The following is a 15,617-nucleotide window of genomic DNA, read 5'->3' as shown; positions in this document are numbered from 1 at the left end:
GTTCGGACTGTTAGGATCACGGCTCGTTGATCATCCGGGTTATTTTATATGGGCACGCTGCTCACACAGGCGCGCATCGCCGCTTTGCAATCATTTGTGGAACGACTCGTCGTTCGTTTAAAACCATGGAGCTGGCTGTGGCCCCCTTTAGCCTTTGCGGCTGGCCTGGGCAGTTTCTTTCTTGTGGATCGCCAGCAATGGCTGGGTGCAGCGCTGGCATTGGGGCTTTTGTTCGCCTGGCTGTTGCTTCTCTCAGAAAGTCTGGTCGGTCGCTGGCTTGCCCGTCGAGGCTATCCCACCCTACCCAAAGGCGTTGCCTCGTTCATCGCCCAGATGATCCACCAGGAAACGCTATTTTTCACACTGCCGTTTATTTTGATCACCACCGTATGGAACAGCGGCCAAAGTCTCTTCTCACTTTGCGTCGTGGCCATGGCGGTGCTGTCGATTATTGATCCTCTGTATTACAAGGTTGCTGGGCGCTGGCGCAGTGCCTACTTCATGTTCCATGCGCTGTGCGTGTTTTTGGTGGTGCTGGTCACGTTGCCGATCATGCTTCACTTAACCACCGGGCAGAGTTTGCTACTGGCCATTGCGACCATGTTAGTGGTCGCAATACCCAGCTTTTGGCATCTGCTAAGGCAACGCTCATTCAGCGGCTGGTTTCCGTTACTCGCCATGATGTTAATAGTGGCGGGCCTGGCCTGGTTCGGGCGCGCCTGGGTGCCACCAGCCAGCTTATGGATGACCGGCACGGCGTTGTCACCGGCCCTCAATATTCAGCAACGAGAACCCCGCGGCTCCATTGCCTTGACCCCCCAGGCGGTTAAGCAAAACGGTCTTTATGTGTATACCGCCATTCGTGCCCCACGGGGGTTGAGTGAAACGATTTCCCATGTGTGGCATCAAAATGGTGAACAGCTGGACGTCGTCGACCTGGATATCAATGGGGGGCGGGAAGAAGGTTACCGAGCCTGGAGCCACAAGCTGAACTTCCCCGAGAATCCATCTGGCCGCTGGCGGGTAGATATCATGACAGACAGCGGCCAGCGGTTAGGCCTGATCCGGTTTACCGTCAGCGAAGATACCGAAAAGGCGACGATGGCAGATAGTGACATTCGGCCGGCGGGTTTGAGCAGGTTGAATCTTCAGCGCTTTATCCCTGGTCGTGATCGAGACGTTGACCAAACCGACGCAGAGTAGTGATCGTGTCTTGCATTCATCGCTCGAGATTATGACAATCCGTCTATTCATTTTGACTGGTAACTAGCAGATCATGGCATCATCAATTGGTTTTCGCATTGCTCGCCTGCCCCATCTATGGCGTTCCATACTGGATCGCCGCCTGGCGCCGCTTGGCCTCACACAAACGCGTTGGGTGACGCTGTATCATCTGTGGCGCCTGGGCGACGGCCAGCCGCAATGTGACTTGGCACGGGCCATAGGTGTCGAGGCCCCCTCCTTGGTTCGGACACTCAGTCAGCTCGAAGACCAGGGCCTGGTGGAGCGGCGCGCTTGCGATAGCGACCGTCGCAGCAAACGTATCCACCTGACAGATGCGGCCATGCCACTGCTTGAACAGATTGACAATGTGGCAAAGGAAGCCCGCAAAGAAATGTTCGAAGGTCTCTCGGAGGAGGATCTGGAACAACTGGGTGAATGGCTGGAACGCATTGAGCAAAACGGACTGGCCATTCAGGCGCGCGATCTACAGGAAGCGGCTTCCTGATGAGGGTGGTTCTTGAGGAAGGCTATCTGCCTGGCCCGACATTTGATCGCGTAGCTGATTAAAATCATCCAGATAGGTATCAAAGCGCGCGGCATTCTGCGATTCCCACCACCACAGCGTCAGTGAATTGGGCGTTGACTCAAGCACCAGCGCATCCAGTGGCAGGCGTTCCAGCAGCGCTTTAAGTGGCGCTTCAGCAGCACCGGGAATGGGCCTTAGTGGTGCTATGCGCCAGCGCCACCCTGCATGGTAGGGCTCGAGTTCCTGGCTGGCGTGCTGGTCGCGGACGAGCACGAAATCAGGCCCGGGTTGCTGCTGGGGGTAGTACCAGCGGTAAGCAGGCATGGTGCCTCTGAACCCATGAAGCGGTGGCTTTTGCTGCTTGATCGTTACCCCTTTTCGGCTGGCGTGCAGGCGCATGGCCATGGTTCTCTTTTGTCGTGGGCTCGGTTTTAGCCACATCACCGGCGCCAAGACAAACAGCATGATAAACACAATAATCAACCATTCCATTTCTACATTTCCTTCAAACTGAGCCACACTTGAATGGAGAGTGCATAAAAACCATGATCCAGGTCGTTGTTAAGATGAGGCACGCCACTTAAAGTAGAGAGCATTAGATACAGAAGACTGCTTGTTACTCACTGAGGAGATAGGCCATGAGCTATCACCATATTCTGGTTGCCGTCGACTTGACCAAAGACTCTAAGAAAATTCTGGATCGGGCCATCGCGATTGCCGAGCGTAATGACCGCGCCAAAATTTCTATCATGCACACGCTTGAACCCCTGGGATTTGCTTACGGCGGCGATATCCCGATGGATTTGACCAGCATTCAGGACCAGCTTGACGATCACGCCAAGAAACGCCTGGCCGACATAGCGGCTCCCCACATTGCCGAGGCAGATCAACACGTGGTGGTCGGTATGCCGGATACTGAAATCCATCGCTTTGCTGAAGAGCACGGCGTTGACTTGATTGTCGTCGGCTCTCACGGACGCCATGGGTTTGCCCTGTTGCTTGGCTCCACCTCTACCGGCGTACTGCACGGCGCACAGTGCGACGTACTGGCGGTTCGCGTAGGTAAAAAAGGTGAAGAAAGCGACGAATAATGCCTTATGCGTTTGAAGGTGCCGGTGATGCCGGCACCCTCAGCAGGCTGATTATTCACCGTTGGCCATCGCTTCCAGTGACATCCAGCGTTCCATGGCCGCATCTAGCGCTTGCTGCGTCTGCTCTAACGCCTGCAGCTTGGTCGTCACGTCGCTAGCGTCCTGCTGGTAGAATGCCGGGTCGGCGGCTTCCTGTTCCAGTGCTTCCACATCGTTCTCCAACCGCTCTATCTCGGCAGGTAACGCATCAAGTTCACGCTGTAGCTTATAGGAAAGCTTGACTGGCTTTTGCGCCGGAGCAGCGGTTGCGCTGTGCTTTTCTTTAGCCGCCGTTGCAGTCGGTTCAGTGTTCTGCCTTGCCGCCCCTTCCCAGGGAGCAGGTGGCAATTTGCCGCCCTGCCGAATCCAGTCGGTATAGCCGCCGACGTATTCGCGAACCACGCCCTCACCTTCGAACGCCAGCATACTGGTGACCACGTTATCCATAAAGGTTCGGTCATGGGACACCAACAGCAGTGTTCCTTCGAAATTCAGCAGCAGCTCTTCAAGCAGCTCCAGGGTTTCCATATCCAGGTCGTTGGTTGGCTCATCGAGCACCAGCACATTGGCCGGCTGGGTGAACAGCTTGGCCAGCAACAGCCGATTTGACTCACCACCCGAGAGTGCTTTTACCGGCTGACGTACGCGGTCAGGCGTGAACAGGAAATCCTGGAGATAGCTCATGACATGGCGGTCTTTGCCACCGACACTGACCCGATCACTCCCTTGCGCCACGTTATCGTAGACCGTTTTCTCCAGCTCAAGTCCTGCGCGAAGCTGGTCAAAGTAAGCCACCTTAAGGTTGGTGCCCAACTGAACAGTACCTTCTGTGGGCTCAATCTCGCCTAACAATATCTTGAGCAGCGTTGTTTTGCCGGCCCCGTTACGCCCCAGAAAGCCAATTCGATCGCCGCGCATCACCTCAAGGTTCAAGTCGCGGATGATGGTGTCATCGCCGAACCGCTGACTGACGCCTTTCAGCTTGACGACGCGCTTGCCGGTCCTTTCTCCGCTATCCACCGACAGATTGGCCGTTCCCTGACGCTCACGGCGCTGACTGCGCTCGCTGCGCATCGCCTCAAGCGCCCTGACCCGGCCTTCGTTACGCGTCCGGCGTGCCTTGATGCCCTGACGAATCCAGACTTCTTCCTGCGCCAGCTTTTTATCGAACTCGGCGTTTTCCCGCGCTTCGACCTCCAGTTCGTGCTGTTTACGCGCCTGGTACTCAGCATAGTCACCGGGATAGCGCCCAAGCTTGCCACGATCCAATTCCAGAATATGGGTCGCCAGCTTGGAGAGGAATGCCCGGTCGTGGGTAATCAGCAACACCGCGCCGTTAAACGCTAGCAACTGCTCTTCCAGCCAGGCGATGGTGTCCAGATCCAGGTGGTTGGTCGGCTCGTCAAGCAGCAGCAGGTCAGGCTGGGCAACCAACGCCCGGGCCAATGCGACGCGGCGCCGCCAGCCACCGGAAAGTGCGCTCATCTCGGCTTCCGGAGGCAGCCCCAAGCGCGTCAGCACCACGTCAATCTGCTGATGGAACGACCAGCCATCAATCGCTTCCAGGCGGGTTTGCAAGGTGGCCATGCGGTTCATGTCGGGATCAGGGTCATTGATCAAATGCTGGTATTCTGACAGTAACTCTCCGGCCTCTGGCAGCCCTTGCGCCACCATGTCAAAAATCGTCATGCCGGAAGAGTCGGGCAGCTCCTGGGCCAACACGCCAATCTTCAAGCCAGGTGCCCGCCAGATTGAGCCGTCATCAGCCTGGATATCGCCGGCGACCAATTTCAGCAAGGTAGACTTACCGGTGCCATTGCGACCGACTAGCGCCAGCCGCTCGCCTCTCTCAACCGTGAGATCGGCGCGGTCGAGAAGTACCTGGGTGCCGTAGGCAAGTTGCAGCTGTTCAAGTCGTAACAGGGTCACGCAGTGTCCTCCTTCATTATGAGGCGCACAGTGTAACGCATGCGCGGACTGGGCGGACAACGTTAATAAGGCACAAATTCCTTATGCCTCGAACCACCGATAGCCGTCAGCTGACGCGTGGCGTTACAATGGTCCATTTACGACTTAAGGGGAGTACCGCTTGGGAACCGCTTATATCGATGATTTTTTACCCGACGCACTGCAGTTCCGTCCGAGCGCGCAGCTGGTTGATATCGGGGCCAACCTGACCCATGAAAGCTTTGGGCGGGACCTGGAAGCCGTCATTCAACGGGCGCAGGCAGCCCAGGTAACCACAATGATCGTTACCGGCACCGACATTGAGCACGCCGAGCAGGCTGTTTCACTCGCGCAGCGTTTTCCCGGCCTCTACGCCACCGCCGGGATACACCCCCACGATGCAAGCCAGTGGAATAACGCGATAGCGGGTGAAATGGCCAGGCTGCATGCAAGGCCGGAAGTTGTTGCCGTGGGTGAATGCGGGCTTGATTTCAATCGCAATTTCTCGACACCCCGTGAACAGGAGCATGCGTTTGAAGCACAGCTTGCTCTGGCGGCTGAGAGCGGTTTACCGCTGTTTCTGCATGAGCGGGACGCCGGCCACCGAATGCGCGAGATGCTGCATGCCTGGCGTGATGAAATCAGCCAGGCCGTGGTGCATTGTTTTACCGCCGACCGCGATACGCTATTTGGCTATCTCGATCTAGACTTGCATATAGGCCTGACGGGCTGGATTTGTGACGAGCGGCGCGGCCATCATCTACGCCCCTTGGTGGGTGAGATACCGCTTGACCGGCTGATGGTGGAAACCGATTGCCCCTATTTGCTGCCGCGTAACCTGCCGGCAAAACTTAAAGGGCGCCGCCACGAACCTGCCCTGCTGCCATGGATTGTCAGGGAAATTGCCGAGTCCCGAGGCATCAGCGAGGCTGACATGGGGGCTGCCACCACACAGACCGCCCAACGTTTTTTCCGCCTTCCCACGGAATCTTTAAAGGAGTACTAGCGTGGCCGATTATCCAGGGTTTATTGCCATTGAGACCGGTGAAGATGATGGCCTCCCCTTAGCCATTGCCTGGTCGCTAACCGATGGTCGAGTTAAACAGACATTGATTCACCCGGACGATAGCTGGATCAAGGAAGATACCAATGCCATGGGTGCCTACAGCATCGAAGAGCTGGAGAGCCTGGGGGTCAGCCCCCTTGAAGTGATCCGTGAGCTTGAGAACGACCACTTTTCCACGACGCTATATACCAGCGATAACGGCGATGACGAAGCCGCTCTGGCACGCCTCTTCGACACCTATGGACTGGACCCTTTTGTGGAGCTGGCGCCGGCATCGGCGCTCTATCCTTCCATTACGCCTGGCGAATGGCACCGCCAGCGCCGAGAAACGTTCAGCGAGCTGGGGCTGGAACCCATGCGGCCCGAGCATGAATTGGAGGTCATGCTGTCTTTGCATCAGAGGCTGACCGAGGACGATTAAGCGCTCGCCATTGAGTCCGCTTGGTCCAGCACGGCATGTCCATGGGCCACGGCCTCGGTTAACGTACCCTGATGGCGATAATAACGCGCCAACGCACAAGCAAAGGCGTTGGCGCGCACTGGCAGGCCTTCTTCCTTGTAGCGTGCGGCACGCTGGGACACTTTTTCGGCAAATGCCTCACGGTCAACCGCGGCATCGCCACCCAGGTTATCGACGCTGACATGAAATTCACGTCTACACGCCTCGGCAAACAGCGACTCCAGCGCTTGTGGGCCTACCTCAGACTGCTCAAACGCCCGCTGTTGTTCAGCGTCCCGGCCATCAGGCAAATACCAGTAACCATAGTCTTCTTTTTGTCGCCGCTCGGCGCCTGCAATACACCAATGACTGATTTCGTGTAACGCACTGGCAAAAAAACCATGAGCAAAAATAATTTGATGATAAGGCGTCTTGTCATCGGCCGGTCGATAAAGGGGCTCCTCGTCACCTTTTACCAAGCGGGTTTGGTAACGTTCGAAAAAGACGCCATCAAATAATGCCATCACGTCGTCGAGCGTCCATTGCGGTTGGGTGTTACTCACATTAGCCTCATCTGCAGCATAATTTTGCTCAGTATACCTGCTAATCTAGCGAGCTTTGAGGGCCGCTTTGCTCAGGAGTTAACCCGTGGGTCGTGTGTTGGAAAAATTCAGTCCGGTCGACTGGCTTGAAACGCGCCAACTTGTTCGTCTGGCTCTTCCCATCTGTGGCGCTCAGTTGGCCCAGGCGGGGATGAGCGTGGTCGATGTCATCATGACAGGTCGCCATGATGCCACTGCGCTGGCTGCTGTCTCGGTGGGGTCCAGTCTGTGGATGCCGTTAATGCTGTTCATGACCGGCACACTAATGGGGCTTACGCCCATCGTCGCGCACCTGCTGGGCGGACAGCGCCACAACGCTATTCGCCCAGCGGTGCACCAGGGACTTTGGGTTGCCATCGTACTGGGGCTTTTGGCGGCAATGCTGCTTTGGGTAAGCGTACTGCCCATTTTCGAGTTGATGGAAGTGCCGACGCAGGTGGCACACTCCTCCGCTGCGTATCTTGCCGCCGTCGCCTTTGGCATGCCGGGCATCGCCCTTTTCCAGGCGCTCAGGGCTTTTTCGGATGGCATGAACCATACCCGGCCTGCCCTATGGATCAGCCTGGTTGGCTTAGCTGTCAACATACCTGCCAACTATCTACTGATTAACGGTGGCGACGGCTTGGTCAGCCTGCTAGGGCCATGGTTACCTGATACAGTACAGCAACTGCCTGCCCTGGGCGCGCTGGGATGCGGTATCGCCACCGCGCTGTCCATGTGGACCATGGCGATCGCGATGAGCCTTTACACCCACTACACCGATCACTATCACGGCATCTCATTGTGGCAGCGCTTATCGCTTCCCAATAGGCATGGCATCCAGGAACTGCTGGTGGTCGGTGTCCCTATTGGCGTGGCCATTTTCGTCGAAGTTACCCTTTTCACGCTAATTGCATTATTTATCGCCAGCTTTGGCGAAGTCACCGTCGGCGCTCACCAGATCGCTCTTAGTTACACCACCATTCTATTTATGCTCCCCATGTCGCTCAGCATGGCGCTAACCGTCCGTGTCGGTAATACGCTAGGCAAACAACTCATGTCGCATGCCCGCCGTGTGGCCTGGAACGGTATTATTATCAGCGTCATTGTCGCCGCATTAAATAGCCTGTTGCTATGGATAACGGCCGCTCCTGTCATTGCACTCTACACTTCCAATCAAGCCATACAGACACTGGCGCTCTCGATTATTGCCCTGGCGGCTATTTTCCAGCTCTCCGATTCGCTTCAGGTGAATCTGGCGGGCGCCCTTAGAGGTTATAAAGATACGCGGATCGTCATGGCCATTACGGTATTGTCATATTGGCTGGTGGGCCTTGGCGGGGGTCACTGGCTGGGCACACGAGGACTCGGCAATGTCCTTGGCCCGCTGGGTGTGCATGGCTACTGGATCGGCTTGATTGCGGGCTTGAGCACCGCTGCCTTCCTTCTGGCTTGGCGGCTGCACGTTATAAGCCGACGCACCTCTGCTATCAAGGAGTCAGCATGAAACGCTTTAACTGTATATGGGTGTTGCCCTTGACGCTGCTCGGCTGCACAGACCCACATCAAGCCGAGGCGCCTTGGGAGGCTTACCACCAGCAGCTTGAAAGCGCACTGGCAGACAGGCCTGTCGAGACGCGCTCACCACCTAATATCGGTGCATTTCCGGCTCGTGAAGCACGCCTGTTCGACATCGACGAAACCCGCGACTCAATGCTCAACGTCTATGCCTTACGCGAATGCGAGATCACATCCCTGGTAGCCGCCCGCAATAATCAACTGGGCAAAGTCGCTCCCCCCAGCCAGCAATGGCTTTATGAACGAACGCTGTGGCAACGTTTAACATTATGCTGGACAAGCGATGTTCCTGAAACGCTGAGCTCAGAAAACCGTGAACGACTGAACAAGCTGGTGGGTACCAAAACAGCGCAACTTCCCTATGTCAGTTGGAATGCCATTTTTGACTCTGACGAATGGACCGACAGTTTTGCGCGGGCCAGTCATCCTCTGAAGATCGACGCCATACCGTCAATTGAGCCCCAGCTTGAAGCCGTACACTACTTGCAGCAAATGGTGGAGCATCAATTCAGTCTCGCTTGGCAGCAGGACTCATCAAGACTGGAAGAACAGCTTAATACGCTACGGGCGCGCCCATTGACTGCCGAGATATTGCGCACACTCATGCTGGCGGCTCAACGGCTTGAAGACGCTAGCGAATACCTGAATGAGCATGCCACGCCAGACGAAACCTGCCTCCCCCGATGGAACAAGCAACGTTTGGCTGCACTGTCTGACGCTGCCCAACAATGGTTAATCGCGGTCAATGGCTTAATTAATCAATACCCCATCGTGGTGCCTGAAGCAATACAGGCTTACCAGTCCAGATGGCTATCACTGCAGGCGCCCGATGCGCCCTGGCAACGCTATCAGGCCGCTATAAAATCCCATGAACGCGCCAGGGCTCAATTTTCTAATTGCACGCCTAATTAAAACGTCGTTTACCCTTAACCTTCAGGCCAACCTGTGCTATTGGTGATGTATGCGGCGAACAGATACACGTCTGGTTTGCTAATGTCGTGGCCACGCAGTACGAAGGAGGGACTCTATGGGCGCACCCCTGTCACCCCGCTCTGCCCAGGTCATCGACCTGGATTCTGTACGTCAGCGTCAACTGGCGCAAAAGACCCTTGTGCGTCTAGCGCCAGAGCTGGATGGGTTGGAAATGGTATATCAGTTGGCGTCGGATCCGGACAGCTATTATGGGATGCCCCTGCTTGCCTGGGGTCTCAGGGAAGACGGCAATGTCGTCGGTTTAGTCCCGTGGATGGAACAGCTAACCGATTGCCATGAACTTCATCGCCATGAAGATGGCCGATTTATCGGCTATCGCGACCCTGAAACGGAAGAAATCTTCACCTCCCCGCCAGACCACAAAGCCGATGAGCTTGCCTCCGCCGCGGAGTATTTCGAATACGAACCCTCGGGTGATATCACTCTTATCCAGCAATTGCCCGATACGTTAGGCACCCATGCGTTATGCATGAACCAGCCCAATAGCCCATGGCATATGAAGCCCGTCTACGGCTGGCGCCTTTATAGCGACGGTAGCGTTGATGCACTGCTTGCTGATGAAGATAGGGCAAAAATGACACCCATCTTGCTGGGGGATGACTGTCTTTACAGCGCAAAGTCGATGCATCAAAGTGTCTACTTTTTTCAGCGCCATATTGCCAATCGTATTCTGGAAGAAGACCCCGCTACCCTTGACGCACTGGCCATGGTCGTTTTGCCACAGAAATAAGGGGCTCACGGGTTATCAAACTAACCCGTGCGGCCAGACATCGGCTATGCCAAGCGTATAAAGTACCAATATTGGTCAGAATCTGAAGTTTGCTGCAATAGCTCATGGCCTAGAAATTGACAGAACTTGGGCACATCGCGGGTAGTTGCTGGATCTGTTGCAATGACCTTCAATACATCGCCAGAGGCCATGTCGCGGACTTTATTGTGCATCAGCATAATCGGCTCAGGGCAATAAAGGCCACTGGTATCCAGTAGCGCATCGTGATGTGGCACATCCTTTATAATCTCAGACATTGATACCCTCGGAGTTGAGACTTAATCCATGATCAAAATCATCATTGAACGGCGTATTATGCCCGGCCTTGAAGAAGAGTATGAACAAGCCGCCCGCGAGGCCATGCGGGCTTCATTGGGCGCTCGCGGCTTTGTCGGCGGCGAAAGTCTTGTTGAACTTGGCCACACGGACCGTCGTTTAATGATTACCAAATGGCGCGACCTGCGTGCCTGGAATGAATGGCACCACAGTGAAGCGCGAGCCAACGCGATGCAGCAAATTCTACCGCTTCTGACAGAAGATGAAACAATTCGAATTTATGAAGCCAGTTACTAATGACGTCAATGCTTCAGTCTTACGTGCACTGTCACTTCTTCACGGTCATGGTAGAGATGACGACACGCAATATCTGCCGAAACGCTTGCCTGGGATAATGAGTTTTCTAACATCGCCAGGCAACGTGATACCTCTTCCCAGCGCTTCTTCATTGGCAGCTTGAGGTTAAAAATGGCTTCGCGGCACCATTTTCGCGTTAACCATCGCTCTACCATTGCCAAGACACGTACCGGTTTATCAACAATATCGCATACCAGCCAGTCCAGACGCTGCGGGGGCTCCCAGGTAAAACCATCTTCCTTTAGGTGATCAATTTGCCCTGTCGCCATTAACTGCTTATCCATGGGCCCATTATCAATAGCATAAACGTACATACCTCGTTGAACGAGCTGCCATGTCCACCCCCCTGGCGCCGCGCCCAAATCAGCCGCCTGCATATGATCCGCCAGACGCGCATCCCATTCCTCACGGGGTATGAACTCATGCCACGCCTCTTCCAGTTTTAGCGTGGAACGGCTGGGCGCACGTGAAGGTGAGCGGAGACGACGAATACCATTGATCAGCTCGCTTCTGTTGCCGGGAAAGCTCATCCCCAGCTGTACACGATCACCCTCCGTCCAGAAGATATGCAGCCGACGCCCACCGGCTTTCCGCCTTAACGCCCCCCGTTTTTTCAACATGCTTTCCAGCGGCCTGGTCAGCGCCTTGATCAGCCCCGCCAGCGCTTTACCATCGTTGGTATCCGGCGTTTCGTGCCAGATCTCTTCAAAACTCCAGCGGCTGGCTTTTATCTGTTCCAAGATCGGCGTCAAACGGTCATCACGGGATAGCGCCAGTGCCGGTAGAGCCGCCAGGCTCTGCCGCGCGAAAATCAGCCTGTTAAACGCGGCCTGGCGATGCAGGTCGTTGATCGGCTCACCATCGGAACGGGTTAAACTTACCCATCCTTCACCATAGGACGGTACACAGTTAACCTCATTTAAGGCGGCGTGATGCTGCAGTTCTGACAGTGCATCATGCTCGAATCCAGGACGGCAATAGACTAACCATGACGTAGGTACCGTTTCACTCACCACTTCACCTCAAATTTACCCATCACAAACGGTATCCGCCGCTGGTTGATTTCATCGACGCGCATCATAGCACTTATAAGGCTCGATTTATTTTGTTTGCCCCATAACAAAAACCCCCGAGCACAATATGCTCGGGGGTTTCTGCGGTATAGGTGCCTGACGATGACCAGGGCGGCTCTCCGCTACTTTACTCGTCTCATCCTGAGACTCGCCCTTCGGGCCCGCTAAAGCGGTTCCCGTTTGTTCCCGACAAACGGGTCCATGGGGAGACCCCTAAACAAAAAACCCAGCCGATTGGCTGGGTTTTCTGCGGTATAGGTGCCTGACGATGACCTACTCTCGCATGGGGAGACCCCACACTACCATCGGCGCGAAGCGGTTTCACTGCTGAGTTCGGCAAGGGATCAGGTGGTTCACGCTTGCTATGGTCGTCAGGCGTAACTTTAAATGCATATCATGCTGTGTTTTGTGTGCGTCTCCTACCAAGCCCTGTGTCATCACCACTTGGCTCAGTACGCGTATCCGGTTCTCTGCGTGTCTTCACACGCGTCGTTATCATCACGACCAGACCCCTTGGGTGTTATAGGGTCAAGCCTCACGGGCCATTAGTACACGTTAGCTCAACGCCTTGCAGCGCGTCCACACCGTGCCTATCAACCAGCTGGTCTCGCTGGGCCCTTCAGGAGGCTCTAGGCCTCAGGGATGTCTCATCTTGAAGGGGGCTTCCCGCTTAGATGCTTTCAGCGGTTATCCCGTCCGCACATAGCTACCCGGCAATGCCACTGGCGTGACAACCGGAACACCAGAGGTGCGTCCACTCCGGTCCTCTCGTACTAGGAGCAGCCCTTCTCAAACATCCAACGCCCACGGCAGATAGGGACCGAACTGTCTCACGACGTTCTAAACCCAGCTCGCGTACCACTTTAAATGGCGAACAGCCATACCCTTGGGACCGACTTCAGCCCCAGGATGTGATGAGCCGACATCGAGGTGCCAAACACCGCCGTCGATGTGAACTCTTGGGCGGTATCAGCCTGTTATCCCCGGAGTACCTTTTATCCGTTGAGCGATGGCCCTTCCATACAGAACCACCGGATCACTAGAACCTGCTTTCGCACCTGCTCGACGTGTCTGTCTCGCAGTCAAGCACCCTTATGCTCTTGCACTCATTGCACGATGTCCGACCGTGCTGAGGGTACCTTCGTGCTCCTCCGTTACGCTTTGGGAGGAGACCGCCCCAGTCAAACTACCCACCACACACTGTCCTCGATCCGGATAACGGACCTGAGTGAGAACGCCAATGATGCCAGGCTGGTATTTCAAGGCTGGCTCCACCCGAACTGGCGTCCGGGTTTCTAAGCCTCCCAGCTATCCTACACAGGCAACATCAGCGTCCAGTGTGAAGCTATAGTAAAGGTTCACGGGGTCTTTCCGTCTAGCCGCGGGTACACCGCATCTTCACGGCGATTTCAATTTCACTGAGTCTCGGGTGGAGACAGCGTGGCCATCATTACGCCATTCGTGCAGGTCGGAACTTACCCGACAAGGAATTTCGCTACCTTAGGACCGTTATAGTTACGGCCGCCGTTTACCGGGGCTTCGATCAAGAGCTTCGCCTTGCGGCTAACACCATCACTTAACCTTCCGGCACCGGGCAGGCGTCACACCCTATACGTCCGCTTACGCGTTAGCAGAGTGCTGTGTTTTTACTAAACAGTTGCAGCCACCTGGTATCTTCGACCGGTTCTCGCTGAAGCCGCGAGGGCTCTCACAATACGCCGGCGTGCCTTCTCCCGAAGTTACGGCACCATTTTGCCTAGTTCCTTCACCCGAGTTCTCTCAAGCGCCTTGGGATTCTCACCCTGACCACCTGTGTCGGTTTGGGGTACGGTCGCACATGATCTGAAGCTTAGAGGCTTTTCCTGGAAGCGTGGCATCGATGACTTCAACACCGTGGTGTCTTCGTCTCGTCTCTCGGCCTTGAGCGCCCGGATTTACCTGAGCCCTCAGCCTACCGACTTTCACCAGGACTACCAACGCCTGGCTCACCTAGCCTTCTTCGTCCCCCCATCGCAATCATGTCCGGTACGGGAATATTGACCCGTTTCCCATCGACTACGCCTTTCGGCCTCGCCTTAGGGGCCGACTCACTCTGCTCCGATTAGCGTCGAACAGAAACCCTTGGTCTTCCGGCGAGGGAGTTTTTCACTCCCTTTATCGTTACTCATGTCAGCATTCGCACTCGTGATACCTCCAGCGAACTTCTCAATTCACCTTCATCGGCGTACACGACGCTCCTCTACCGCTCACACCTAAGTGTGAACCCGTAGCTTCGGTACCTGGTTTAGCCCCGTTACATCTTCCGCGCAGGCCGACTCGACTAGTGAGCTATTACGCTTTCTTTAAAGGATGGCTGCTTCTAAGCCAACCTCCTAGCTGTCTGAGCCTTCCCACATCGTTTCCCACTTAACCAGGATTTCGGGACCTTAGCTGACGGTCTGGGTTGTTTCCCTTTTCACAACGGACGTTAGCACCCGCTGTGTGTCTCCCACGCTCGCACTCACCGGTATTCGGAGTTTGCCTCGGGTTGGTAAGTCGGGATGACCCCCTAGCCGAAACAGTGCTCTACCCCCGGCGGTGATACGTGAGGCGCTACCTAAATAGCTTTCGAGGAGAACCAGCTATCTCCGAGCTTGATTAGCCTTTCACTCCGATCCACAAGTCATCCAAATCTTTTTCAACAGATCCTGGTTCGGTCCTCCAATTGATGTTACTCAATCTTCAACCTGCTCATGGATAGATCGCTCGGTTTCGGGTCTATATCCAGCGACTGTGTCGCCCAGTTAAGACTCGGTTTCCCTACGGCTCCCCTATGCGGTTAACCTCGCCACTGAATATAAGTCGCTGACCCATTATACAAAAGGTACGCAGTCACAGAACAAGTCTGCTCCTACTGCTTGTACGCACACGGTTTCAGGATCTATTTCACTCCCCTCTCCGGGGTTCTTTTCGCCTTTCCCTCACGGTACTGGTTCACTATCGGTCAGCCAGGAGTATTTAGCCTTGGAGGATGGTCCCCCCGTCTTCAGTCAAGGTTTCTCGTGCCCCGACCTACTCGATTTCACATGATCAGACTTTCGACTACGGGGCTATCACCCGCTACGGCCACGCTTCCCAACGTGTTCGGCTAGTCAGTCTCATGCTTAAGGGCTGGTCCCCGTTCGCTCGCCGCTACTGGGGGAATCTCGGTTGATTTCTTTTCCTCAGGGTACTTAGATGTTTCAGTTCCCCTGGTTCGCCTCCCCCACCTATATATTCAGTGGGGGATACTCATCTGATGATGAGTGGGTTTCCCCATTCAGAAATGCCCGGGTCACAGGTTGTTTGCCACCTCGCCGAGCCTTATCGCAGGCTTCCACGTCTTTCATCGCCTCTGGCTGCCTAGGCATCCACCGTGTGCGCTTCATTGCTTGACCCTATAACCCGAAGGGGTCTGGTGTCTCGCAATGATAACGATTGCCGGATACGCTTGAGACGTATCACAAAACAATTACGTATGAAACGTCTTAAAAAAACGTTCATGTCAGCATGATATACATTGTTAAAGAGCGACTGCTATGCGCAGTGATAAGCGGATGCTTTGCTCACATTAAAAGGAAAAAAAGGTCTTTTCTCTTTTTTAACGTGAAGAAAACGCTTATCACTGCGTATCGACAGC

Annotated in this window: 14 protein-coding genes and 2 rRNA genes; 9 read left to right on the top strand and 7 right to left on the bottom strand. The window is 55.1% G+C overall.

Features of this window, described 5'->3' with window-relative positions:
* Nucleotides 1-48: 48 nt before the first annotated feature.
* A complete protein-coding gene (locus tag IT895_RS07005; RefSeq protein ID WP_199285102.1) occupies nt 49-1,203 on the top strand; it encodes a DUF5924 family protein in 1,155 nt (384 codons plus the stop codon).
* Between the two features lie 73 nt (nt 1,204-1,276).
* A complete protein-coding gene (gene slyA, locus IT895_RS07000; RefSeq protein WP_085919926.1) occupies nt 1,277-1,729 on the top strand; it encodes a transcriptional regulator SlyA in 453 nt (150 codons plus the stop codon).
* Here the strand turns inward: slyA and IT895_RS06995 are convergent.
* Nucleotides 1,709-2,242 carry a preprotein translocase subunit YajC gene (locus IT895_RS06995; RefSeq protein ID WP_085919927.1) on the bottom strand — a complete coding sequence of 178 codons (534 nt, stop codon included), beginning with the start codon at nt 2,240-2,242 and terminating at the stop codon, nt 1,709-1,711. The genes slyA and IT895_RS06995 overlap by 21 nt on opposite strands.
* Nucleotides 2,243-2,388: 146 nt before the next feature.
* Here IT895_RS06995 and IT895_RS06990 point away from each other — a divergent pair, with 146 nt between their 5' ends.
* A complete protein-coding gene (locus IT895_RS06990; protein ID WP_085919928.1) occupies nt 2,389-2,841 on the top strand; it encodes a universal stress protein in 453 nt (150 codons plus the stop codon).
* A gap of 51 nt (nt 2,842-2,892) precedes the next feature.
* Here IT895_RS06990 and IT895_RS06985 read toward each other — a convergent pair whose 3' ends face one another.
* A complete protein-coding gene (locus IT895_RS06985) occupies nt 2,893-4,809 on the bottom strand; it encodes an ATP-binding cassette domain-containing protein (protein ID WP_199285101.1) in 1,917 nt (638 codons plus the stop codon).
* A 160-nt stretch (nt 4,810-4,969) separates the two neighbouring features.
* Between IT895_RS06985 and IT895_RS06980 the strand changes: the two genes are divergently transcribed.
* On the top strand, nt 4,970-5,833 hold the full coding sequence (locus IT895_RS06980) for a TatD family hydrolase (protein WP_085919930.1): 864 nt from the start codon (nt 4,970-4,972) through the stop codon (nt 5,831-5,833).
* Between the two features lies 1 nt (nt 5,834).
* Complete coding sequence (locus tag IT895_RS06975; protein ID WP_085919931.1) at nt 5,835-6,314, top strand: hypothetical protein; 480 nt, start codon at nt 5,835-5,837, stop codon at nt 6,312-6,314.
* Here IT895_RS06975 and IT895_RS06970 read toward each other — a convergent pair.
* Nucleotides 6,311-6,856, bottom strand: coding sequence for an elongation factor P hydroxylase (locus tag IT895_RS06970; protein ID WP_085919941.1), 546 nt, complete (start codon nt 6,854-6,856; stop codon nt 6,311-6,313). The two genes, IT895_RS06975 and IT895_RS06970, sit on opposite strands and share 4 nt — an antisense overlap.
* 124 nt (nt 6,857-6,980) lie before the next feature.
* On the opposite strand from IT895_RS06970, the gene IT895_RS06965 reads away from it, so the two are divergent.
* From IT895_RS06965 to IT895_RS06955, 3 genes are all read left to right on the top strand, one after another.
* The gene (locus tag IT895_RS06965; RefSeq protein ID WP_085919932.1) at nt 6,981-8,420 is read left to right on the top strand and encodes an MATE family efflux transporter; all 1,440 of its coding nucleotides are present in this window, start codon (nt 6,981-6,983) and stop codon (nt 8,418-8,420) included.
* A complete protein-coding gene (locus IT895_RS06960; protein WP_199285100.1) occupies nt 8,417-9,403 on the top strand; it encodes a DUF3080 family protein in 987 nt (328 codons plus the stop codon). Before IT895_RS06965 ends, IT895_RS06960 begins: the two co-directional genes overlap by 4 nt.
* A 115-nt stretch (nt 9,404-9,518) precedes the next feature.
* Nucleotides 9,519-10,214: a hypothetical protein gene (locus IT895_RS06955; RefSeq protein ID WP_085919934.1), complete on the top strand. Its 696-nt coding sequence runs from the start codon at nt 9,519-9,521 to the stop codon at nt 10,212-10,214.
* A gap of 44 nt (nt 10,215-10,258) precedes the next feature.
* On the opposite strand, the gene tusA is transcribed toward IT895_RS06955, so the two are convergent.
* A complete protein-coding gene (gene tusA, locus IT895_RS06950) occupies nt 10,259-10,510 on the bottom strand; it encodes a sulfurtransferase TusA (RefSeq protein ID WP_199285099.1) in 252 nt (83 codons plus the stop codon).
* Nucleotides 10,511-10,538: 28 nt separating this feature from the next.
* On the opposite strand from tusA, the gene IT895_RS06945 reads away from it, so the two are divergent.
* Nucleotides 10,539-10,826 carry an antibiotic biosynthesis monooxygenase family protein gene (locus IT895_RS06945; protein ID WP_066317450.1) on the top strand — a complete coding sequence of 96 codons (288 nt, stop codon included), beginning with the start codon at nt 10,539-10,541 and terminating at the stop codon, nt 10,824-10,826.
* 5 nt (nt 10,827-10,831) lie between these two features.
* Here the strand turns inward: IT895_RS06945 and rlmM are convergent, their stop codons facing one another.
* From rlmM to IT895_RS06930, 3 genes are all read right to left on the bottom strand, one after another.
* Nucleotides 10,832-11,902 carry a 23S rRNA (cytidine(2498)-2'-O)-methyltransferase RlmM gene (gene rlmM, locus IT895_RS06940; RefSeq protein ID WP_176243709.1) on the bottom strand — a complete coding sequence of 357 codons (1,071 nt, stop codon included), beginning with the start codon at nt 11,900-11,902 and terminating at the stop codon, nt 10,832-10,834.
* A 317-nt stretch (nt 11,903-12,219) separates the two neighbouring features.
* Nucleotides 12,220-12,335: ribosomal RNA gene (gene rrf / locus IT895_RS06935) — 5S ribosomal RNA — on the bottom strand.
* 148 nt (nt 12,336-12,483) lie between these two features.
* Nucleotides 12,484-15,375, bottom strand: a 23S ribosomal RNA gene (locus IT895_RS06930).
* Between the last annotated feature and the right edge of the window lie 242 nt (nt 15,376-15,617).

It is taken from the genome of Halomonas sp. A40-4, from assembly GCF_015767635.1.
Classification (GTDB): Bacteria; Pseudomonadota; Gammaproteobacteria; order Pseudomonadales; family Halomonadaceae; genus Vreelandella; species Vreelandella janggokensis.
This window is presented reverse-complemented; position numbering and strand designations above follow the sequence as displayed.

Bases quoted from the DNA above. Each gene is read 5' to 3' on its own strand.
- IT895_RS07005 (WP_199285102.1), top strand. From the start codon at position 49: ATGGGCACGCTGCTCACACAGGCGCGCATCGCCGCTTTGCAATCATTT.
- slyA (WP_085919926.1), top strand. From the start codon at position 1,277: ATGGCATCATCAATTGGTTTTCGCATTGCTCGCCTGCCCCATCTATGG.
- IT895_RS06995 (WP_085919927.1), bottom strand. From the start codon at position 2,242: ATGGAATGGTTGATTATTGTGTTTATCATGCTGTTTGTCTTGGCGCCG.
- IT895_RS06990 (WP_085919928.1), top strand. From the start codon at position 2,389: ATGAGCTATCACCATATTCTGGTTGCCGTCGACTTGACCAAAGACTCT.
- IT895_RS06970 (WP_085919941.1), bottom strand. From the start codon at position 6,856: ATGGCATTATTTGATGGCGTCTTTTTCGAACGTTACCAAACCCGCTTG.
- IT895_RS06960 (WP_199285100.1), top strand. From the start codon at position 8,417: ATGAAACGCTTTAACTGTATATGGGTGTTGCCCTTGACGCTGCTCGGC.
- IT895_RS06955 (WP_085919934.1), top strand. From the start codon at position 9,519: ATGGGCGCACCCCTGTCACCCCGCTCTGCCCAGGTCATCGACCTGGAT.
- tusA (WP_199285099.1), bottom strand. From the start codon at position 10,510: ATGTCTGAGATTATAAAGGATGTGCCACATCACGATGCGCTACTGGAT.
- IT895_RS06945 (WP_066317450.1), top strand. From the start codon at position 10,539: ATGATCAAAATCATCATTGAACGGCGTATTATGCCCGGCCTTGAAGAA.